The 21726-nt window shown below is 53.6% G+C and carries 20 protein-coding genes and 2 tRNA genes; 7 read left to right on the plus strand and 15 right to left on the minus strand.

Annotated features, from left to right (window positions below):
- The 12 genes from PXG97_RS09470 to murI all read right to left on the minus strand — a co-directional run bounded on the left by PXG97_RS09470 (position 1) and on the right by murI (position 13450).
- Complete coding sequence (locus tag PXG97_RS09470) at positions 1-1506, minus strand: NADH-quinone oxidoreductase subunit N (RefSeq protein ID WP_276497519.1); 1506 nt, start codon at positions 1504-1506, stop codon at positions 1-3.
- Positions 1506-3248, minus strand: coding sequence for a complex I subunit 4 family protein (locus tag PXG97_RS09475; protein ID WP_276497580.1), 1743 nt, complete (start codon positions 3246-3248; stop codon positions 1506-1508). The genes PXG97_RS09470 and PXG97_RS09475 overlap by 1 nt, the downstream gene beginning before the upstream one ends.
- A 137-nt stretch (positions 3249-3385) precedes the next feature.
- The gene (gene nuoL / locus PXG97_RS09480; RefSeq protein WP_276497520.1) at positions 3386-5521 is read right to left on the minus strand and encodes an NADH-quinone oxidoreductase subunit L; all 2136 of its coding nucleotides are present in this window, start codon (positions 5519-5521) and stop codon (positions 3386-3388) included.
- A 283-nt stretch (positions 5522-5804) separates the two neighbouring features.
- Positions 5805-6110 (minus strand): NADH-quinone oxidoreductase subunit NuoK, encoded by a 306-nt coding sequence (gene nuoK, locus PXG97_RS09485; RefSeq protein ID WP_276497521.1) that lies wholly within the window; start codon positions 6108-6110, stop codon positions 5805-5807.
- Positions 6111-6112: 2 nt separating this feature from the next.
- On the minus strand, positions 6113-6625 hold the full coding sequence (locus PXG97_RS09490; RefSeq protein WP_276497522.1) for an NADH-quinone oxidoreductase subunit J family protein: 513 nt from the start codon (positions 6623-6625) through the stop codon (positions 6113-6115).
- 116 nt (positions 6626-6741) lie between these two features.
- Complete coding sequence (locus tag PXG97_RS09495; RefSeq protein ID WP_276497523.1) at positions 6742-7344, minus strand: NuoI/complex I 23 kDa subunit family protein; 603 nt, start codon at positions 7342-7344, stop codon at positions 6742-6744.
- 32 nt (positions 7345-7376) lie between these two features.
- On the minus strand, positions 7377-7946 hold the full coding sequence (locus PXG97_RS09500) for an NUDIX hydrolase (RefSeq protein ID WP_276497524.1): 570 nt from the start codon (positions 7944-7946) through the stop codon (positions 7377-7379).
- Positions 7947-8092: 146 nt separating this feature from the next.
- Positions 8093-9196, minus strand: coding sequence for a complex I subunit 1/NuoH family protein (locus tag PXG97_RS09505; RefSeq protein WP_276497525.1), 1104 nt, complete (start codon positions 9194-9196; stop codon positions 8093-8095).
- 204 nt (positions 9197-9400) lie between these two features.
- The gene (gene map / locus PXG97_RS09510) at positions 9401-10159 is read right to left on the minus strand and encodes a type I methionyl aminopeptidase (RefSeq protein ID WP_276497526.1); all 759 of its coding nucleotides are present in this window, start codon (positions 10157-10159) and stop codon (positions 9401-9403) included.
- Between the two features lie 20 nt (positions 10160-10179).
- Positions 10180-11358, minus strand: coding sequence for a glutathionylspermidine synthase family protein (locus tag PXG97_RS09515; protein ID WP_276497581.1), 1179 nt, complete (start codon positions 11356-11358; stop codon positions 10180-10182).
- A 15-nt stretch (positions 11359-11373) separates the two neighbouring features.
- Positions 11374-11922 carry a Cj0371 family chemotaxis-regulating polar lipoprotein gene (locus tag PXG97_RS09520; RefSeq protein ID WP_276497527.1) on the minus strand — a complete coding sequence of 183 codons (549 nt, stop codon included), beginning with the start codon at positions 11920-11922 and terminating at the stop codon, positions 11374-11376.
- Positions 11923-12634: 712 nt separating this feature from the next.
- Positions 12635-13450: a glutamate racemase gene (gene murI / locus PXG97_RS09525; RefSeq protein ID WP_276497528.1), complete on the minus strand. Its 816-nt coding sequence runs from the start codon at positions 13448-13450 to the stop codon at positions 12635-12637.
- Positions 13451-13781: 331 nt separating this feature from the next.
- Between murI and PXG97_RS09530 the strand changes: the two genes are divergently transcribed.
- From PXG97_RS09530 to PXG97_RS09540, 3 genes are all read left to right on the plus strand, one after another.
- A complete protein-coding gene (locus tag PXG97_RS09530) occupies positions 13782-14282 on the plus strand; it encodes an RDD family protein (RefSeq protein WP_276497529.1) in 501 nt (166 codons plus the stop codon).
- Between the two features lie 89 nt (positions 14283-14371).
- Positions 14372-14761 (plus strand): SPW repeat protein, encoded by a 390-nt coding sequence (locus tag PXG97_RS09535; RefSeq protein ID WP_276497530.1) that lies wholly within the window; start codon positions 14372-14374, stop codon positions 14759-14761.
- Between the two features lie 117 nt (positions 14762-14878).
- Positions 14879-16768, plus strand: a complete 1890-nt coding sequence (locus PXG97_RS09540; RefSeq protein ID WP_276497531.1) for an ABC-F family ATP-binding cassette domain-containing protein — start codon at positions 14879-14881, stop codon at positions 16766-16768.
- A gap of 37 nt (positions 16769-16805) precedes the next feature.
- On the opposite strand, the gene PXG97_RS09545 is transcribed toward PXG97_RS09540, so the two are convergent.
- Positions 16806-17912 (minus strand): hypothetical protein, encoded by a 1107-nt coding sequence (locus tag PXG97_RS09545; RefSeq protein ID WP_276497532.1) that lies wholly within the window; start codon positions 17910-17912, stop codon positions 16806-16808.
- Positions 17913-17995: 83 nt separating this feature from the next.
- The gene (locus PXG97_RS09550; protein ID WP_276497533.1) at positions 17996-19051 is read right to left on the minus strand and encodes an alkaline phosphatase family protein; all 1056 of its coding nucleotides are present in this window, start codon (positions 19049-19051) and stop codon (positions 17996-17998) included.
- Positions 19052-19118: 67 nt separating this feature from the next.
- On the opposite strand from PXG97_RS09550, the gene PXG97_RS09555 reads away from it, so the two are divergent.
- Together PXG97_RS09555 and PXG97_RS09560 are read left to right on the plus strand one after the other, a co-directional pair.
- Positions 19119-19301: a hypothetical protein gene (locus tag PXG97_RS09555; RefSeq protein ID WP_276497534.1), complete on the plus strand. Its 183-nt coding sequence runs from the start codon at positions 19119-19121 to the stop codon at positions 19299-19301.
- A gap of 340 nt (positions 19302-19641) precedes the next feature.
- Positions 19642-20385 carry a phenylalanine 4-monooxygenase gene (locus tag PXG97_RS09560; protein ID WP_276497535.1) on the plus strand — a complete coding sequence of 248 codons (744 nt, stop codon included), beginning with the start codon at positions 19642-19644 and terminating at the stop codon, positions 20383-20385.
- A gap of 191 nt (positions 20386-20576) precedes the next feature.
- Here PXG97_RS09560 and PXG97_RS09565 read toward each other — a convergent pair whose 3' ends face one another.
- A complete protein-coding gene (locus PXG97_RS09565; protein WP_276497536.1) occupies positions 20577-21203 on the minus strand; it encodes an SH3 domain-containing protein in 627 nt (208 codons plus the stop codon).
- 184 nt (positions 21204-21387) lie between these two features.
- Here PXG97_RS09565 and PXG97_RS09570 point away from each other — a divergent pair.
- Both PXG97_RS09570 and PXG97_RS09575 read left to right on the plus strand, forming a co-directional pair.
- A tRNA-Lys gene (locus tag PXG97_RS09570) sits at positions 21388-21460 on the plus strand.
- A gap of 145 nt (positions 21461-21605) precedes the next feature.
- A tRNA-Lys gene (locus tag PXG97_RS09575) sits at positions 21606-21678 on the plus strand.
- Positions 21679-21726 lie beyond the last annotated feature (48 nt).

Here is a 21726-nt window from a genome sequence, read left to right on the forward strand (position 1 = left end):
TTATAGTGTCTGCACCAGCAGTTGCTCTATCCAGCGGAGCAGCAGGTCGGGTTTAAAGAACAGGACCAGCAGCGGCAGGGCGAACAGCGCCAGCAACAGTTTATCTGACGGTGAAATAACTAAATTTTCGTGAGATTGATTCCTTTTGAAGAAAAGGTAGTACGGTATCTTGATATAATAAAACAGCGCCACCCCGGTCAGCAGGATTCCGGCTACCAGCAGCACGAGCAGCATCGTGTTTCCGGAAAGCGTATACGCCTCCCACACATTGCTAAATATCAATACTTTGCCCATAAAACCGCCCAGTGGCGGCAACCCCGTAAGCGAGAGCAGGTAGAGCACGGCCATCACCCCCAGGTATGGCTGCAGGCGGCCCAGCCCGGAAAAATCCTCCAGCGTTTGCACCCCATACTTCTCCTCCCCTATCTGCAGCAGCAGAAAGATGCCGAAGTTCATGAACAGCAGCACCGTGAGGTAAAAAAGGATGCTGGAAGTATAGCCGGTGCCGAAAGCCAGCAGCGCCGCCAGCAAGAACCCGGCATGCGACACAGAGGAGTAAGCCAGCAGCCGGCGCGGCGTGCGTTGCCACAGTGCCGTGAAGTTACCCACTGCCAGGGTGGCCAAGGCCGCAATCCCCAGCAGCAGCTGTACATCGGCGAAGGCAGTGGCATCGGTAAAGTTGGTGACGAAGCGAAGTATAACGAGGATGCCCGCCATCTTCGGGCCCGTGGAAAACAGCGCCACCACCGGCATCGGTGCCCCCTGGTACACATCCGGTGCCCAGAAATGGAAAGGCGCGGCCGAGATCTTAAAGAAGAAACCTGCGAGAATAAGTATAGCCGCCACGGTTACCAACAGCGCATCCGCCTGCAGCAGGCCCAGCGCAAAAGCCTCCGAAGTATAGTGGAGCGTGCCTGTAAGTCCATAGAAAAACGACATGCCGTACAGCATCACACCCGCCGACAGGGTGCCGTACAGCACGTACTTCAGGCCAGCCTCTACGGCGCGTTTCTCTGTTTTAAAGGTAAGGGTGAGGATGTAGGAGGCGATCGAAACGACCTCTATGGCCAGGAACACCATCAGCAGGTTCACCGATTTGGCCATCAGGTTAAGGCCAAGCACCAGTATGAGCACCAGCGCGTAGAACTCGCCCCTGCCCTCTTTCAGCTTTTCCAGCCGCTTTAACTGCAGCGACAGGAGGATAGTGAAAACACCCGCCGCGCTGAAAAGTATGCCGCCGAACCGCGCCAGCCCGTCGGAGAGCAGCAGGTTCAGGAAAGGCTCATCGCCGGAAGTATAACCGCCCAGCACCTGCAGCACCAGCACCCAGAACAAACCGGTGAGCGCCAGCCAGGGCAGCAGCTTTTTTATACTTTTAGCCTTGAACAGGTCGAGGGTAACGAGCAGCAGGAAGAAAAAGGCCAGCACAAACTCGGGCAGCAGCGAACCCGCCCCGGCAAGTATGGCATTCAGCTTTTCTGATAAGTATGCGGCCTGTTCGTTCACTACTTAAGCGTTGAAAAAATTAACCCCAGCTGCTCCTGCCCGCGCAGCAGCACCATTTCGGTAAAGCCGTTTACTGTCAGGCTGATCTTATCCAGCAGCAGGTGCGGGAAGATGCCGAAGAGCAGCGCCAGCACCGCCAGCGGCACCAGCATCAGGTACTCCCTTGTGTCAATGTCGGAGATTAGAGCCTTCTCGCGCAGCTCCGGAAAGATCCAGAACTTGCCGAAGAACATACGCTGCAGCGCCCACAGGTAGTAGGCCGCGCTCAGCAGCAGGCCAAACACCGCCACAACAGTAAGCCAGCGCGGCAGCAGCCCCGTGGCCTCCGGCGCGCCGAAACCGCCTACCAGCACCAGCAGCTCCGAGATGAAGCCAGAGAAGCCAGGCATTCCCAGCGAGGCAAAGAAGGCGATCACTACAAAGCAGGTATAAGCCGGCATGGTATTGGCCAGGCCTCTGAAGTTATGGATCATGCGGTCGTGGGCGCGGTCATAGATAACGCCGACTACCAAAAAGAGCAAGGCCGAAATGATGCCGTGGCTGAACATCATGTAAATGGCGCCGTTCACCCCCTCATTGGTGAGCGAGGCCAACCCCAGCAGCACAAAGCCCATGTGCGACACCGAGGAGTAGGCGATCAGCTTTTTCAGGTCCTTCATGGCCAGCGCGTTCATCGCGCCATAGATGATCGACAGCACGCCCAAACCACCGACAAGTATAGAGAAGTAGGTACCGGCATCCGGGAAGATGGGGTACACGATGCGGATCAGGCCATAGCCGCCTACCTTCAGCAGTATAGCCGCCAGCAAGACAGAGATAGGCGTGGGCGCCTCCACGTGCGCATCGGGCAGCCAGGTATGCACCGGCACCGACGGCACCTTGATGGCAAAGCCGGCAAAAAGCAGCAGGAACGCGATAAAGCGCAGCGGCAGGTCCCAGAGCACGCTCCCGGAGAGCACGTGCAGCAGGCTGTCCGGAATAAAGTTGGCCGGCTCCATCATGGCCGGGATGCTGAAGGTGCGCACCAGGTTGTAGTTGCTGATCTGGTTGCGCTGCAGCATCTGCTGTACCTGCGTCAGCACCTCGGCACTGGCCGCCTCGCCTTGTTCCAGCAGCCCCATCCGCACCGCCGTAGCCTGCGGGTCGATCACGGAAGTATAGAGCCCGATCATCACGATCAGGATGAAAAGGGAGCCGACTAAGGTATAAATGAAGAACTTGATCGCCGCATACTCGCGCTTTGGACCGCCCCAGATACCGATCAAAAAGTACATCGGCAGGAGCATGAACTCGAAGAAGAGGTAAAACAGGAAAAAGTCGAGCGCCAGGAAGCAGCCCATCACGCTGGTGAGCAGCAGCAGGTAGAGCAGGAAATATCCCTTCACGTTTTTGGTGATGTTCCAGGAGGAGATCACCCCGATCACGCCCACCAAACCCGTGAGCAGCACCATGCTGATGCTGATGCCATCCACGCCTACAAAATAGTCGATCTGAAAGCGGCCGAGGTTGCCCAACGAGAAGCCGATCCAGTTGAGTTTCTGTACGAACTGGTAGCCCTGCTGCCCGTTGGCCGCCACACCGCCGTCGAACTGGAAGTATAAAAGGATAGCAAGCCCCATCTGCACCAGCGCCGCCAGCAAGGTCACCGCCTTGATCGGCTTCTGGAGGTGCACCGGCAGGAGCAGTATAACTACCGCCGCTACTAAAGGAGTAAAAATGAGGCTACTAAGTATAAAATCCATTGATGTATTCGACACAAGTATCACGTATCATGTAGCACGACTTTGCGTGTACATTTACTATTTCCAAGTCTTCAAATTGCTATATCTCCACATCCTGCCATTCCGCTCATCCTGAAAATCCTGATCCCAAAGGTAAATCAAAACAGGATGATATATAGCATCAGTAAAATAAATCCGAACAGGGAGTAGGCATAGTAACTCTGCACCTTTCCGTTCTGCAGCCCGCGCCCCATGCGTCCCAGCACCTTCGACAGAGCGCCTGTTAACCACACCAACCCGTCTACTACCCAGCGGTCTATCCAGGCCAGGATTTTGGCCAGGATCACCAGTGCTTTACTGCCGTTGTTCAGGATATAGTCGATGATGCGCTTGTCGATGCGGTACAGCTGGTGGCCCAGCGCCAGGGTTGGCTGCACAAAGGCCCTGTCGTAAATTTCGTTCAGGTGGAAGTGCTGGTGCGAGAGCCGCGCCAGCCTGCCTTGTGGCTGCTTGTGCTGCAGCTGCTCGGAAGTTTTGCTTTTATACTTGAGCACCGCCCAGCCAATGCCTGCCGCTCCCAGTAAAGTAGAAAGCACCCCGAACACCAGATGCAAAGTATGATTGGCCGCATCGCGTGCCATAACCGTTTGCACCAACTCATCGGCGAGTATGTAGGAGGTAGACAGTCTCTCCAGCCTAATGCCCTGCATCAGCCAGCTGCTGCCGAAGCTTAAGGGGTTGAGCGAGAAAAATACGCCAAGCGAAAGTATCGCCAGCAACACTACCGGCCAAGCCATCACGCGCTCCACCTCCTGCCCTAGCCGCAGCCGCACATCCTGCACATTAAAAGAAGCCCGAAACTCGCCGAAGAAGATGAACCACATGTGCCGCGCCATGTAAAAAGCTGTGAGTAGCACCACCGTAAAGCCTATCCCTGGTATGACAAAGTATACACCGCCCCCCTTGGTCTGCGCCCAGGCCCAGCTGCCAGACAGGATAGCATCCTTGGAAAGGAAACCCGAGAAGAGCGGCAGCCCCACCAGTGCGGCAGCGGCCATGAGGTAGGTATAAAACGTGAGCGGCATGGCTTTGCGCAGGCCTCCCATGTGGCGGATGTCCTGCGCATCGAGGTGCAGGTGATGGTGGTGCAGGCCCCGGTGCATGGCATGGATAATGATGCCGGAGTTCAGGAAAAGGGCGGCTTTAAAGAATGCGTGGGTAGACAGGTGGAACAGCGCCGCATCGTGTGCGCCCGTGCCCATGCCCATCACCATATAGCCCAGCTGCGAAATGGTGGAGAAGGCCAGCACGGCTTTAATATCATATTGCGTAAGTGCCACCAGAGCACCAACCAAGGCTGTAATGGCTCCTACTATGGCAATAACCGTAAGTGCTTCCGGGGTGAAGAAGGCGTAGCAGCGGGCTACCAGGTACACACCCGCCGCCACCATAGTAGCCGCGTGTATGAGCGCCGACACCGGCGTCGGGCCCTGCATGGCGTCAGGCAACCAGACCTGCAGCGGAAACTGCGCCGATTTGCCCACGCAGCCCATAAACAGCCCCAGCCCCGCCATCGTCAGGAACACCGGTCCCAGTTCTACCCGCCAGTCCTGCCCGTCCAGCGTATACGTGGCGATAAAGCTGCCGCTCTCCCAGACCCCGTTGCCGATGAGCATGCGCAGCGCCTCCAGGTCGAAGGTGCGGAAGTAAGTATAGAAGGCGAACAGCCCGAGCAGCAGCCCGATATCGCCGATGCGGTTCACCAGGAAAGCCTTTTTATTGGCCGCCACCGCCGCCGGTTTGTGAAACCAGAAGCCAATGAGCAGGTACGAAGAGAGCCCGACCAGTTCCCAGAACATAAACAGGAGCAGCAGGTTATCCACCAGCACAATCCCCAGCATGCTAAAGGTAAACAGGCCCAGGAAGGCAAAGTAGCGGCTATAGCCCCTATCGCCGTGCATGTAGCCGACCGAAAAGAGCTGCACCAGCAATGAAATGAACGTAACGATTACCAGCATCAGCACCGTGAGGTTGTCGAGCAGGATTCCGGCCGTGAAATCGGTAAGGGAGTTGTCCGGCAAGGCAAACCAGGTAGTGCGGCTGTGGAAGGTGGCCGTGTTCCAGGTCTGCAGAAACAGCCACCCGGAAAGTATAAAGGCAACCGCCGTTAGCCCGATGCCCAGCCAGTCGCCGTGGCGCGGCAGGCGCTTACCAAGTATAAACAGCACCAGAAAACCTAGCAGCGGCAGCAACAGCACAACCAGTGCGGCTGTGGTCTGGGGGGTGGCTGCCAAAGGCTTTAAGAGTTCGGATAGCTCCAACGTATACTTCTGGTTTGGTTTCTGATATGCGTGGCCGGGCCAGCTAAGAGCGGGCAAAGTTACATATATTGGTGTAAACTAATAAGTATAGTTTGAGGGAGATTTTAGGGATAGTTAAGCCAGCTGCGGAGCAGAAAAGCATAAATGAGTTCTTACATCGGGATACTTTTTAGTAATATCCTGGCCCTCCGGCTCAGTTGAGTTACAAACTCAACATCATGCAAGGTCACAAGTTGAAAACTTGCGGCAGGAAAAGTTACCCCTTCGTTGCCACCTCGTTCAGGTTGGCTGTTTTAAAGTACTGGTACACCCGCAGCACAATGGCCAGCGCTACGGCTGCCTCGGCGGCGGCTACCACAATCACGAAAAGCGAAAACAGCTGCCCTTGCAGCAAAGCAGGATCGTGGCGGCTGAAGGCGACCAGGTTGAGGTTGGCGGCATTAAAGATGAGCTCAATGCCCATCAGCACCACCACGGCGTGGCGTTTGGAGATAACGGCCAGTACCCCGATGCTGAACAGCACGGCACTCAGGAGTAAAATATGCTCTAACGGAATATCCATACCTATACTTTGGGTTTGTCGGTGGCAATGTAGGCGGCGCCCATCAGGGCGATAAGCAGCAGCAGCGAGGCCAGCTCAAAAGGCACTACCACGTCGGTCATCAGCTTGATGCCTATACTTTGTACCGTGCTTTTCTGGTCGCCCAGCACATCCACCTCAGAAGTCTGCAGCCATGGGAGTGCGCTAACATTTGCTTTCAGGATAGTATAGCTCAGCCCGACAAGTATAAGCCCGGCCACCAGCGTACCCCATACTTTGTTCACGCTCTCCGACAGCACCGATTTATCATGCACGCGGCTGCTGAGCATGATGCCAAAAAGAATGAGCACCAGCACCCCGCCCACGTACACCATCAGCTGCGTAACGGCGATAAAATCAGCGAACAGCAGCACGTAAATGCCCGCAATGCTAAGCAGCGTGATCAGCAGCGAGAAGCCCGCGTACAGCAGGTTGCGCGTCAGCACCATGTAGGCTGCCGAAAGTATGGCAAGTATGGCAAAGAGGTAGAAAAGCACGGTTTCGTTGTTAGTTGATCGTTATTAGTTATTGGTTGCTCGTTGTTGGTCTTCTGGCACAAGCGGACGCTTGCGCCAGGCATTATTTTTATTTCAACAATACAGCAATGTAACAATTAGCCTTTGTTCCGTGCCGCCAGCGCGGCCGCTTTGGCGGCGGCCATTTCCTCCTGCTGCTTGGCCAGCAGCTGCTTCTTCTCCTCAGCCTGATCGGGCGTGAGGTCGGTGAAGTGGTAGACCATGTTCTTGATGTCTACTTCCGAGAAGTCGTACACCGGCGTCATGGTGAGGCAGTCGGTGGGGCAAACGGTGGTGCAGAGGCCGCAGTAGCAGCACTTGGCCATGTCGATGTCGAACACCGGCGCGTAGAGGCGCTTTTTCGTTCCATCAGAGGTCATACCAATATCCTCCGTAGCCTTCACTGACTCTATCGTGATGCAGTTTACCGGGCACACTTTGGCGCAAAGGTCGCAGACAATGCAGTCGTCGATCTCGTTGTGCAAGCGGTAGCGACCGTTGTCGGGCACCGGAATAGCCTCGTACGGGTACTTCAGCGTAGCCATGCCATCGGGCTGCTTAAAGTAGTTCTCGTCCGACACATACTCAGGAGTACGGCGGTTACGGGCATTCTTAAAGTGCTTCCAGGTCAGGCCAAGCCCACTCAGCAGCGACTTCACCACGTACCCAAAACCGGTTTTATTTCGAAGCGCTTCTTTCATCCTTTAAAGTTTAGACCTAGAGGGTAAGACACTTAGAGCACATCCTCCTCCAGCTCATTTATTATACTTAGCAACTCACTCAGCATCATAGCTGTGGCGCCCCAGACCGTATGGCCGTCAACACCAAAATAAGGCGCAGAAATTTCCATACTGCCGGACACCACGATATTCGTGATGCCCCTGATGCTTTTATCGAGCAGCGTGGAGAGCGGTACTTCTATCAGTTGGTCTACCTCCCTCGGGTCAGTTAAAAATACTGGCTTTTGGCTTATATAACCAACCACCGGATGCACCATATGGTTGCTGGCAAACACAAAGAGATCGCTCAGGTGGCCAATCACTGTAACATCTGCCGGGTCGATACCTATTTCTTCCTTCGCCTCTCTTAAGGCTGTTTCGTAGAAATCTGCATCTGCTTTTTCCTTTCTGCCTCCGGGCAGCCCTATCTGGCCGCTATGTACGCCCGCATAAACGGGCCTCAGGATAAGTGGCAGCTTTATTTTGTCTTCATCCCGGTAAAACAATATCAGTACAGCACTCTCCCTCGTCTGGCTGTCAGGCTTCGTTCTGAATCTGATAGTACTCCTTGTTGTACTTGCCATCAGGTTATGAGCTGCTTCACCAGGCAATGGCTCCTGCAATCTCTCCCTAAGTGCCTCAATAAATTTGTGCATCAATCTGTTACCAAATGTATCTGATTCCCCCTCTCTACTGATGCAAGCTGCTCCGCAACGCAGTTGGTCCTGATCTAAATCATGAATAACCGCCAGATACCTGCTATCAAAACCACGGCCAGCGCTACCGGCGTGAGCACTTTCCAGCACAGGTGCATGAGCTGGTCTACGCGCAGGCGCGGATAAGTCCAGCGGAGCTGCAGCTGTAAAAACAACAGCACAAACGTTTTGCTCAGCAGCCAGAAAACACCCCATAGTATGCCGGATAACCCGCCCGGTGTGCCGGAGGTCCAGTAAGCCAGCGCCACCGGGCCAATGTTTGGCAACGGCGTGTTCCAACTACCCAAAAACAGCACCACCGCCACCAGGCACACCAGCACCATCATACTATACTCGGCCAAAAACAGCACCGCAAAACGGAAGCCCGAGTACTCTACATGGAAACCCGCCACCAACTCCGACTCCGCTTCCGGAATATCGAAGGGGGCGCGGTTGCTCTCAGCCAGGGAGGCGATGAAATAGATCACAAAGGCCACCAGCAGTATGGGAGCCCGAAAAATGTTCCAGGTCGTGATGCCGCCAATGGTGGTGGTGTTGATGCCCAACGCCTCAATGCCAAACAGCCAGTTCATTTCATACTCCAGCCCCGGGAACTGGTTCATCAGCGCCCCCTGCTGGTAACTGATCTCCTGGAAATCCAGCGACTGGCAAATCATCACCGCCGAAAGTATGGCCAGCCCCGCCGGAATCTCATACGACACAATCTGCGCCACCGAGCGCATCGCGCCTAGCATGGCATACTTGTTATTGGAGCCCCAACCAGCCATCAGCAGCCCCACCACATCCAGCGACACAATGGCCAGCAGGTAAAACACGCCGATGCTAATGCCTGCCGGCACCAGGTCTGGCGTGAATGGGATTACGGCAAAGCCTGCAAATACAGCGGCAAAAATGAGGATAGGGGCCAATTTGAACAGCTTCTTATCAGCTGCGGCAGGCACGATGTCTTCCTTCTGCAGCAGCTTCAGCACGTCAGCCACGGCCTGCAGCGAGCCCTGCGGCCCCGCCTCGGTAGGCCCCATGCGGTCCTGCATAAAAGCGGCCACCTTGCGCTCGGCGTAGGCCAGCGCAATCACCACTCCCAGCAAGGCTCCTAAGGTCAGCAGAAAAGCGAACATAGCGTTTATCTTTATCCCCGCAAAGGTAGGGTTAAATTTGGAGAATTGAAGATGCGGGGTCTGGTTACTGAGCTTGACAGTAGGTCGTTGGTGACAGTGCAACCATACAACGCATTAGTAGCACAGATAAACAGTAATTATAGTTAGATCTACTTTTCGGGTAAGTACAAGCTACAAGCTCGCACCAGCATTAGCGATGAAGGTCTATATCCCGTTCGCTTTGGTGAGGATGATCGGCTCCCCGTCGGTGATTAGGATGGTATGTTCGTGCTGCGCCACAAAACCGCCTCGTTCGGCCAGCAGCGTCCAGCCGTCTCCCTTTTCGTGGGTATAACTGCCCTTGGTAGAGATGAAGGTCTCTACGGCTACCACCGTATTCTTTCGGAAGCGCTGCGTGTTATACCTGTCGTAAAAGCAAGGTATCTCCTCCGGTGCCTCATGCAGGCTTCTCCCTACGCCGTGGCCCACCAGGTTCTTGATTACTTTAAAGCCGTTCTTTTTGGCTTCTGTCTCAATAATCCGCCCTATCTCGGAGATTCTTTTCCCGCCTTTAATTTCCTTCAGCGCCTTATGCAGCGCACTCACAGAAGTTTCCACCAGCTTGTTCAGGCCGTGCACATCCTTGCCAAGTATAAAAGAGCCGCCGTTATCGGCATAGAAGCCATTCAATTCCGCCGACACGTCAATGTTCACCAGATCCCCCTCTTTCAGCACCGTGTTTTCGGAAGGGATACCGTGCGCGGCCTCGTTGTTTACGCTGATGCAGGTATAGCCGGGAAAGTCGTAGGTGATTTTTGGTGCGGACTTCGCCCCAAACGATTGCAGCACCTCATAGCCATACGCATCCAGCTCTTTGGTTGTGATGCCTGGCCTGGTATACTCGCGCATTTTCTTTAGCGTAACGGCAACTGCCTCACTCACCTGCTGCATACCAGCCAGATCTTCTTCTGATTCTATAGACATCCTGTATATTAACGTATAAATTATTCTACCAAATGCGGCACAAACTGCGAGAGGTTGGTGATGATACCTTTTTCCCTTCGAAACCCGATAGCGCAACCTTCGCCAGCCCAGAACACGCCGGCCTGGTACTGGTAACCTTTGCTATCCTCGGGCAAATCAACCCAACGCTGGTATACCTGCTGCTGTTCGTCGTACTCGCCTGCTATTTTGGTTACCGGCACACGGTCCACTACTTCTACACTTTGCCCCTCGCGGCCGAAGTAGGGCTTGCGGATATACTTGCCGCTGATAGGCGAAAGGTCGGTTTCGAGGAGGAGCGGGTGGTAGGGGTACGCTTTCCAGAGCCAGGCCAGCATGCCTTTGCTTTGGAACAACAATGTATAAGCCGGGTTGGCGATAACTACGGTACGGGTAGCCGCCAATTGCGTCAGGCTGTCGCAGAGCTCTGGCTCGTCCCAGGCAATCTGCTCCCAGGGCAGCAGCTTGAACAGGAACGGGAACTGGCGCCACTGCTCCGCCTCCACCTGCGCCCAAACGCCTCGCTCAGCACCCTCTGTAGACACACTCATCTCCTCTGCCGCGCAAAGGTGCGGGTCGAAACCAGCCTCGGTAGCAGCCTGGGCTATCACGGCGCAGTTGGCTTCGTCCTCGGCGCTGCCCCCCATGTAGGTGAGCAGCAGCGCGGGTGCCAGGTCGTCGTTGAGCATGCGCCAGGTCTTCAGTTGCTCCACCAGCGCCTCGTAGAGGCCCGAGTATTGCTTGGCATCGTGTTTACCGGCAGCAGCCAGGCTCGCCCACTGCACCACAGCGGTCTCAGGTATGGAAGTGGCGGTATCGGCGTTAAACTCCAGCAGCTTTGGCCCCTCCGGCGTCTGCACCAGGTCGAAGCGGCCATACAGGTGCCAGTGCCTGTCGTCGTTCCACGACTGGCGCACCAGCTCCCACAGGTTCTCCGGTATCCCCAGCACGCGCAGAAAGTCAGCTGGCAAGTCATCGGGAATGACGTTTGTCATCATCTCATATAGCGTATCGGCAGCCTCCAGCAAGGCATTGGCCTCCTGCTCGGGCAGCACCACCGCCTCGCCGGGCACATAGTTGGCACAGCCGTCTTCCACGCACCACTCCCAACCCAGGCCACGCACGGCCGTTTCCACGTCGCCGGAGTGCGTCTCCACACGGATCGTCGTATTCTTCTGCATCAAATTAATTCGAAATTAGGCTCCTGCCCCACCGCTACGGCCTCTAAAAAAACCACTTCTGCCTGAACGAGGCGCAGTGCTTTGCTGACGATACGTCTGCACGTTCTGGCGCCAGGCGGCGGTGTTGTTCATCAGGCCAGGGTTGGCATAATACCCTGCGCGTGGCCCAGTGGTGCGGCCCGCCATAAACCCAAGGGCACTCCACCACAGTACACTACCCATGCCAAAGCCACCCTGCTGGTACACCTGCTGGTTATCAGCCAGGGCCTTCATCTGGTTCTGTAGTTCCAGGCCCTGCAGCGTGTCCACACGGCCGTCGTTATACTTCAGGATGGCCATACTTTGGCCGGGCGCTGTGGTGCGCTCATCCGTTATTTTCCATTGGTCGGGCGCCTCCTCAGTCAGCTCCGTAATGATGCCGTCCGGAACGACTACTTCCTCGCCTGTGTTCCACTCCTCGCTCTGGTTATTGGGCCCGCAGCCCGTCAGCCCCATACAGGTGGCGGCCGCCACGATAAAAGCATTGCGCTTCAGGTCGCCTATGGTCAGGTATTTCTTCTTCATCAGGATTAGTCTTGATTGGCATATAAAGATAAGCTTTTCTACGCGGAAGCGCCCCCATTTGGCTGATTTATACTTGCTCACAGCAACTCGACGGTTACAGATTTCAATTTATTGCTTATGAAAGCAGGTTCTTCGAGATTTTGGTAGCGACACTGAATCCAACCACCCCAGCTCCTCCTTGACTAAGGAGGGGAGCTCTGTTGTTACTTTGGCTATAGTATCAGTTTCATAGCAAATAATAGCATCATCAGAAGATCATTATCCCCCTGCCCCCTTCCAAGGGGGACTTGGTTCAAGTTGCAAAGCCGTGGCTATTGATTCAGTTCCCAGTCCTTGGGTTGAGCGCCTTCTAGATTTCCGGTGCCGAAGGCATTGCGACGCAAGGAGCAAAGGAAATGTAGACAGCGCGATGCCCAAAGACGAGCCCTCTCGGGCTTGAGAGCAGAAAGTATACTATGAAACAAGTTGGTTGTAAAGCCGTGGATGAACAGTGGCTAGTAAAGATAGCTTGTTTCAAGCTGCAGAAAGCAACGGCTAAGAGAGGCACAAGCAGACGCTTGCGCCAGAGAAGTATAAGGTATGGCTCAAGTATAAGTATGGTCATGCCAGACGAGTCACCGATATGGCCTCATCCCCACGACACTGTACTGGAATCCTGTAAGGAATGTGAGATTTATATACTCTCTAACTCCCAAACCCTTTAACTCTCAAACTACTCCCACAGCGGGTAATGCTCCAAGTGCACTTTGCGCTTAAAGAAGATGCGAGTGCTTTCCTCAAAAGAGCGGGTAAAGTCGGAGACGTAGAAATGGTGATCTCCTTTTAGCTTCTCAGCGGCCAAGTCGTGCTGCTCCAGGTAGTCCTTTACCTGCTGCGCGACAATCTGGCTGGCATCCAGCACGTCCACCCCGCCTTTATAGTAATTCTCTATCTGCTTTTTGATGAGCGGGTAATGGGTGCAGCCAAGTATAAGCGCCTCAATATCCTGCAGGTGCGGGTCCGACAGGTAAGCATGGATCACGCTTTCGGAGATAGAATCGTTGAAAAACCCCTCCTCTATCATGGCAGCCAGCAGCGGCGTGGCCAGCGACTTTAACTCAATGTTGCGGTCCAGCTCGTCCACCTTCTTACGGTACACGTTAGAGTTCACGGTTTGCTTGGTGCCGATCAGGCCAATGCTTTTATTTGGGTATGTCCGGCCAATGTATTGCACGATCGGGTCTATAACGTTGAGCACTTTGGCTTTGCTGCCCACATACTCTTTCACCAACTCGTAAGCCGCCGCAGAGGCCGAGTTGCAGGCAATGAGTATTACCTTACACTGCTGCCGTATCAGCAGATCGCAGATCTTGACTGCGTAAGCCTGTATGGCCGCCGTAGACTTATCGCCGTAAGGCAGGTGGGCGGTGTCGCCAAAGTACACGAGGCGCTCGTTCGGCAGCACGTTTGTAATCGCCTGAGCCACAGTAAGGCCGCCTATCCCACTGTCAAAAATGCCGATCGGCTTCTCTCTCTTTTCCTGGTTCATAACAAGCGAAGTTAGCGAAAAGCAGTTCCTGTCTGCCTTTCACCCTTAAAATTAATACGTTCACAATATTTTGTAACCTTTTTGAATTCCGCCTTACGACAAAAAGTTATATTAGCAGAAAGATTTTTCATATCATCTTTTATCTCAAATTAAAAATATTCAAACCATTTGCAGTTTAATAATAAAAGCTTATTTTTAAACTGTTCATACGCCACACTTAGCTGCCTGCATAGGCCGCTAACCTTGCCAAAGGTGCCCGTCCAACCACTGGATTGATGGAAGATTACCGCAACGATCAATTCGCAACCGTTAAACACACGCCCTACTGCCCATGCAAAGCACTATTACGCTATCGCCTGCTCCAACGGTAAAACGCTCTGCCTTATATGGTACGCTCTCTGCCCGTTTCGTTTCGTTTCTAGTGGATACGACGCTGTTGGTCTTCTTCTACACCTTTGTGATGTATGGCTTTGTGGGTGCTACTCATGTTTACACCTGGGATAAAATGTTCTCAGACAGTATTGAGTTGGCAGAGCTGGTGTCGGTTGCCAAAATGGTGTTTCTCAACCCCTTCTTTCCTATTATCCACTGGGCCTACTATACCGTGCTGGAGTCGTCGCAGAAGCAGGCTACCATTGGTAAGTTTACCCTCGGCTTGCGGGTGACCGACCTGCGGGGCAGGCGCATCAGTTTTGCACAGGCAAACCTGCGTTATTTTTCTAAAATCTTGTCCTTGCTCCCCTTTGGCCTGGGCTTTGTGCTAATGGTGAACTCCCGTAGGCATCAGATGCTGCACGATTACTTCGCGCGCGCTTTAGTCGTGAATGAGTAGTCGTTCACTTAAAAATTGCACTATTTTCCATACCCAGCTTCCTGCTCTCGTATAATAGCCTGTAAACTAACTACGAAAGGAGGATTAATATGAGATTTATTCCAACCCGATTCCACGGGATACTAGACTATGTGGTAGGGCTGATTTTTATAGCAGCCCCCTGGCTGTTCGGTTTCTCTGATAACACTGCCGCCACCTGGGTCATAGTAGCCGCGGGTATTCTGGCGCTGTTGCAGACTGTCTTCACCGATTTTGAGGTGGGCCTGGTGCATAAGATTCCGATGCAGACGCACCTGATGGTGGACTTTGGACTAGGGGTGATTCTGGCGCTATCGCCTTGGATGTTTAACTTTGCCGAGCAGGTATACCTGCCGCACCTGATTGGGGGTGTGTTCGCTATACTTGCATCGCTTACCACGCACCGCAGGCCGAGTGAGTCGTATACCAGGACGCACGCTTCCCAGGAAACTATCCGCTAGTTAACAAACTGTAAAAGCTACAGGAAGGCTGACCCCGCAGGGTCAGCCTTTTTTATACTTGCCTGTTTTGTAGCGGCGCTATTATCTTTTGTGTCAGCACATCGCTAACTTTGCAGCATGAATTACTTATCAGCAGAAAACATTTCCAAAAGCTTCGGCGACCGCTGGCTTTTCAAGAACCTGAACTTTGGCATCAGCCAGGGGCAGCGCGTGGTATTGGTAGGCGTAAACGGCTCCGGCAAAACCACCCTGCTTAACGTTCTGGCAGGCAAACTGCCGCCAGATGAGGGCAGCGTGAGCGTACGCAAAGAAGTGAGTATCGGCTACCTGGGCCAAAACCCGGAGTTCGATGAGGAACTGACGGTGCAGCAGACCATCTTCGCGATGCAAAACGAGACGCTGGAGCTGATCAAGGAGTATGAGGCTGCTATCTCCAACCCGAACACCGGGGCAGAGAAGATGCAGCAGCTGATGGTACGCATGGACGAGCTGCAGGCCTGGGACTTTGAGGTGAAGGTAAAGCAGATCCTCTCCAAGTTAGGAATCCAGAACCTGGATGTGCAAATCAAAAGCCTCTCAGGAGGCCAGCGCAAGCGGGTGGCCATGGCCCGTGTGCTGATAGAGGAGCCGGATTTGCTTATACTGGATGAGCCTACCAACCACCTGGACCTGGACACGATTGAGTGGTTGGAGGGAATGCTGAGCACGCAGAACACCACGCTGCTCATGGTAACCCACGACCGCTACTTCCTGGACAAAGTGGCCAATGAGATTGCGGAGCTAGACAACGGCGAGATTTATACTTACAAGGGCAACTACAGCTATTTCCTGGAGAAGAAAGCAGAGCGGGAGATGTCTGCCGCGGCCGAAACCGAGAAAGCCCGCAACCTGATGCGCAAAGAGCTGGACTGGATACGACGCCAGCCGAAAGCCCGGGGCACCAAGGCCAAGTATAGAGTGGATGCCTTTGAGGAGCTGAAGGAGAAGGCCGCCAAGAAAACTGCCGCTCCGCAGCTGGAGCTGTCGGTGAAAACCACGCGCCAGGGGGGTAAGATCATCGAAGTAGACCACATCTCGAAATCCTTCGGGGAGAAGAGAATTGTAGACGACTTTAGTTATATTTTCAAGAAGAAGGACCGCATCGGCATTGTTGGCCCCAACGGAGCCGGCAAGTCTACCTTCCTGAACATGCTCACGGGCAAGCTGCAGCCAGATGCAGGCACCATAGAAGCTGGCCAGACCACCGTGTTTGGTTACTACACCCAGGATGAGCTGGTGTATAAGGAAGACCAGCGCGTGATCGACATTGTGAAAGAGATTGCCGAAGTCGTGGAAATGGCCAACGGTGAGGTGATCACGGCAAGCCAGTTCTTGCAGCACTTCCAGTTTGCGCCGCCGCAGCAATATACCTTTGTGAGCAAGTTGAGCGGGGGCGAGAAGCGCCGCCTGCAGTTGCTGCGCGTGCTCATCAAGAACCCGAACTTCCTGATTCTCGATGAGCCCACCAACGACCTGGACATCATCACGCTCAACATCCTGGAGGATTTCCTGCTGAACTTCGGGGGCTGTCTGCTCATCGTGAGCCACGACCGCTACTTCATGGACCGGCTGGTGGAGCACCTGTTCGTGTTCGAGGGCGAAGGCAAGATCCGCAACTTTCCGGGCAACTACACCGACTACCGCGAGTGGCAGAAGGAGCAGGAAAAACAGGACAAGCTGCTGCAGGATGAAGCCAAGGCCGCTGCCCCGGCACCCGTTGTGGAGAAGAAACAGGAGCAGCCAAACGGAAAGCGCAAGGCTACCTACAACGAAAAGAAAGAGTACGAGCGCCTGGAGCAGGAGATTGAGCAGTTGGAGAGCCGCAAGGCCGAAATCATCGAAACCATGAACAGCGGCAGCGTGACCGGCCATGAGGCACTGCATGCGCTGGCATCAGAGCTGGAAAGTATAAACGAGCAGCTGGAGGAGAAAGAGTTTCGCTGGCTGGAGTTGGCAGAAATAATGTAACTTGAAGAAGCCCTTCCTGAAACCCGGAAGGGCTTTTTTAATCCAGCCCTTTTACCACTACCCTGCTTCGCTCGTTCCGCTGCCCTACCCGCACAAAGGCGTTGTAAAAGTCCCTCTTGTTGTTGAGCGCGCTATAAAATTGGTCCAGGTACTTTAGTGTTTGCCGGGTATACCGCTCATCCAGCAGGTCAAAGTCCCGGTATACGGCATATATGGCCGCTCTTCTGCTGTTAAAGTGCTTCTGCACCTCCGCATACACCTCCTCCGGGTAACTGTAACCCCGGAACAGCCGCTGCCTTACCGAGCTTATTCCCAACTCAGGCGGAGGCGAAGCATAAGGGGTGCTCACGATGCCGGCGTAATCAAAGTCGTAAGGCACCGGAACAGGCGGAGCAAGCGAGTCGAAGGACAGGAGATCGACGTTGTGGCGGTAAGGCACCGACCAGTCTGTGTTACCGATCATGAACTGGAAAAAGGCCACTTTTGCCATCGACAACAGCTCGGTTTTATCCATGCCGATGCGCACCTCGTCGGGAATCACCCTGGCGTTGTGCCGGGCCGCCATTACGGCATCGTCTTCGATCAGGAAAGCATACCTTGTTTCTGTTTTACGCTTTCCCTTTGTGTCCTCATATACTACCCGGCACAGCCGAACCCTATAGCTTGTATCGGTCAAGGCATTGTATACTTTGTACACCAGGTACTCGCGCAGCACAAACTCATCGTTGATGCAGTGGGTCACCATTTTCAGCTTGTTCACTTTGCCGAACATGGTATTCTCCACCGTCTTGCGGGAAAAATTCAGCTGCAGGGGCGGGAAATTGCATACAGAAGGGTCACGACGGCGGTTTCCGCGCACTTTTACCTTCAGTTTTTCCTCCACTACCGTTCCTTCTGCGCTTTTATAGGAAATAACAGCCTTGTGGTCCTTCCGGTCCTCTCCCCGGTCCTTCAGCACTGCCCTTGCATCCATCAAAAGCTTAAACTCGAGCACGTCCTGGTGTATGAAGAGCGGGTTCTGAAGCCCCAAGGCAGCAGATGAGTCTGCAGCGGAAAGTAAGCTTGAGTCTGTTTGGGCCCGTAACTGTGGCGGCAGGCACAGCCAAAGCAGAGTGACCAGGAAAAATAAATGAAGCCTTTTCATAGCTTCGAAGCGCTACTGGTGTATACCTGCCCCAAGCACAGAACGTACGGCAAAAGGATCGGAGCAGAATCAGGAACCGCGCTTTACCTGAACAGCTCTTTTATCACCCTGCCTTGCAAAACGGTTGTATCCATTTTCATCTCTACCTGCATGGAGTCCTTCCTGGCTCCTACTACAGTAGAGTCCATCGCTAGTTCTACCAGGGTGGTGTCTGGCCGCGGCACCACTACCACTGAATCCATCTTAAACTGAAGCAGGCGGGCCACTGTCGGCGCAATATCTACCAGCGTGTACCTGGCTGCCACCTCCCCCTTTCTGAAGTCAGGCCCCAGTGCCAGTAAAAAGATCTGCTCGCAGCCCGCGCAGTTGTCCCCATGCTCCATCCAGCCGCCGTCTATTCCGTCCAGGTGCCGGCCGTGGTCGTTTGTAACCAGGAGCGTCGTTTTTTTGCGGAAGGCAGGATCTGCTTGCAGAAAATCCCAAAGCTGCTTCACATACCGGTCGTCGCGCATAATGCCCCGCAGGTAGTTGTCCCAGTTGCCGGCATGGGCAAAACCATCCGGCTCCATAAAATTGATAAGCATTAGGTTTGGCTTGTACGTGGTCAGGATTCTTTTAGCCTCCACCAGCGTCAGGGAGTCCATACGGTATCCGGAGCCGGGGCCGCTCTTGCCCGCGTTCACGGACGGCTGAAACTGCCCTTTCCAGTCGGGCCGCTGCGTATCGGCTAGTATGTACAGTTTATCTTTGCTCGACACGATCCAGGCCGCAGTAGCCGGTTTGCCTGTCTGCTTCAGGTAGTACTGGAAAATAGAGGGGTTTGCCGGCAGTTCATCGCCATAATTGTCGATTGGCTGGTTAACGCCGGTTGTGATGGCCGCGTGTCCGGAGTTTGTGTAGGTGTAGGCATCGTTGTAGAAGTTGCCTAAAAAACTGCCCTTGCCTTTCAGGTCAGTAGACATGTTGGGTATCAGGCCAGGTGCGGCACCCCATGTTTCGGAGTAGCGGGTTCCGTCTATCACCACAATGATAACATGCTCCGTTTGCAGCTGCCTGGTGTCAGCTGGTGGTGATGTACAGGCTATTGAAGAGGCGAGCATCAACACAATCAAGCTTGCTATAGATGTCACCTTTCTCATACCAATCACATTTAAAGAAAAATCTCTCCCTCCAGGCACCGTATTTTATACGAGCCGCGGCAACAATATGCCATCCGAAATCACACAACTTGCCCAGGCAAAAAAATACATAACCCACTGTTTTTCAAACAAAACAAAGGAAGCAAGTATGTTTCCGGAAGCGCACGAACAGCTTGCAAACAACAGGAGCAGCTTAGTAATGGAGAGGCAAAACTTAAACTTCGGCTCCCCAGATATTGAAAAACTTTAAAAATTTTCTTGCGTTTAACCCAGAAGCATTGCATTATTGCAATACAGATACTTTAAATGCACCAACCAGCAGCCATAGCGACCACACTTCCTCTGCCAACTTCCCTTGGCACGGCGCTGCTGTCTACTGCCTATTCTTATTGCCTGAGCGTGTATAGCTATTACAGCTATTATTATCGCTATTACCGCACCCGCAGCTAAGGCAATCACCAGCAACCACAAGATTTAGACACAGGAGCGAAGCCACAAAGGCCCTCCAACGGTGAACCTGCCAAAGCAGCGCCTTAAGCCCCTGCTTTTTTCATTTTGTACCCATTCTAAAAATATCAAATCATAACGACATGAACCTGACACAGAACTACAGCACCTACACCGAAGAGAACCACAATGTTTGGGCGATCCTGTTCCAGCGCCAGATCGAGAACCTGCCGAGCAAAGCCATTCCAGAGTTCTTTGAGGGGCTGAAACTGGTAAACTTCCAGCCGGACCGCATCCCTAACTTCGAAGAGGTAAACAAGCGCCTGAAGCCCCTGACGGGATTTGAGGTAGTGGCGGCCCCTGGCATCGTGGACGACGCCCTCTTTTTCGGCCTGATTGCGGAGAAGAAGTTTCCGGCCACTGTGTGGATCAGAAGAATGGACCAGCTCGACTACCTGGAGGAGCCGGACATGTTCCATGATGTTTTCGGGCACGTGCCGCTGCTCACCATTCCGGTATACTGCGAGTTTCTGGCTAAGCTGTCGGCCATGGCCCTGCAGCACGTAGACCGCCCCGACATTATAGACCGCCTGACGCGCATTTACTGGTACACCATTGAGTTTGGCCTGTTCCGTAAGCCAGGCGCAGCGGCCCGCATCTACGGCGCTGGCATTCTCTCCTCGGTAGGCGAGAGCAACCTGTCGGTGTCTGAGGAGAGCGTGAAGTATGATTTTGACGTGCAGCACATACTGGACACGACTTACATCAAGGAGACCTTCCAGAGCCAGTACTTCTGCATTGAGAGCTTTGAGCAGCTGCTGGAGAGCCTGCCGCAGGTGGAGGAAGCGATAAACAGGCTGCGCGAGGAACCGATAGAGGCAGTGTAAAGCGTTGTGCTTGGCCGCCCCTTTCCCTTGCAGGAACACCCGGTACAGGAATTCCTTTCCACAAGCAGGAAAGGAATTCCTGTACGGGCAGTTTCCTAGTAAGAGGGCAGAAGCGTTAGTCGCGGGGAGCACGAAGCCGCATGGCAGCTTTTTTACGAAGGCTTGCCACAATGCCTCAGGCGGCTCCTAACCTATGGCAGCTCCAGTAGGTTACTCTTGCGGATGTAGGCCTTCTCTCCTCTCCACCTGATCTCGTACCAGATGTCCTGCTCGCCGGTGATGGGCACCTTGTGGCCTTGCGAGGCCGTGGCAACCCAGTTAGCGCCGGCAGATGGCGCCGACATAATGGCTACCTGGTTGTTCTTGATGATGCCCGCCTCGCCGAGGTTTAGGAAGTTGATGTAGTAAAGTATAAACAGCAGGTAAAGTATAAACCCTGCCTTAAACGTGCTGCTGAACCGGTAGCCCCTGCGCCACCTGAAGAGCATCACCGTCACCGTTATGACGGCCGTTAGCAACAGCACCTCCAAAATGCGCATGTAGTGCTTGCTGAACTGCGTCTTAAAGAACTGCAGGTCGCTGTACTCATAGCCGTACAGGCGGTGCGCCTGGGCTAGTTCCTCCATTTTTTTTAGGGTGGAGCGGCTGGGCTCTTTGGTGTAGAACAGGTGCAGGTAATACATGGCGCTGGTGTAGTCGCGGAGGCCTTCTTTGATGTAGGCCATCTTCAGGAGCATTTGCGGGGAGTAGTGCTGCTCTTGCACCAGCAGTTGCTCGTACAGAACAAAAGCATCAGAGTAACGTTGATGCTCAAACAAAGAATCTGCTTTAGCCAGTGTTAATTTATTACCCTGAGCACAAGCCGGTTCCGCCAAAACAGCCAAAAAAATAATCAGACAGGCAGATATTTTGGATAAGATATTTTGCATTTAAAAACTTAGCTGTTAGTTTTGCATCGCAATTCAGGGAAACGCCTTGAGAACGCAAGTTAGTAAATAAACTGATTCTGTAGCTCAGCTGGTAGAGCAATACACTTTTAATGTATGGGTCCTGGGTTCGAATCCCAGCGGGATCACAAAAATGAAAGCCGAAGCCTTTCCTGAAAAGAGAGGCTTTTTCTTTCTGGCACTTGCCAGGAGCGAAAGAAGTAGCCTAAAAAATATTTTGCTATTTTAAACAAAGCTACTACCTTTGCACTCCCAAACAATTACAACAGTACCGATTCCGTAGCTCAGCTGGTAGAGCAATACACTTTTAATGTATGGGTCCTGGGTTCGAATCCCAGCGGGATCACAAAAAGCAAAAGCCTCAAACCTAATCGTTTGGGGCTTTTTTCATTTA

The organism is Pontibacter litorisediminis, from assembly GCF_029360645.1.
Classification (GTDB): domain Bacteria; phylum Bacteroidota; class Bacteroidia; order Cytophagales; family Hymenobacteraceae; genus Pontibacter; species Pontibacter litorisediminis.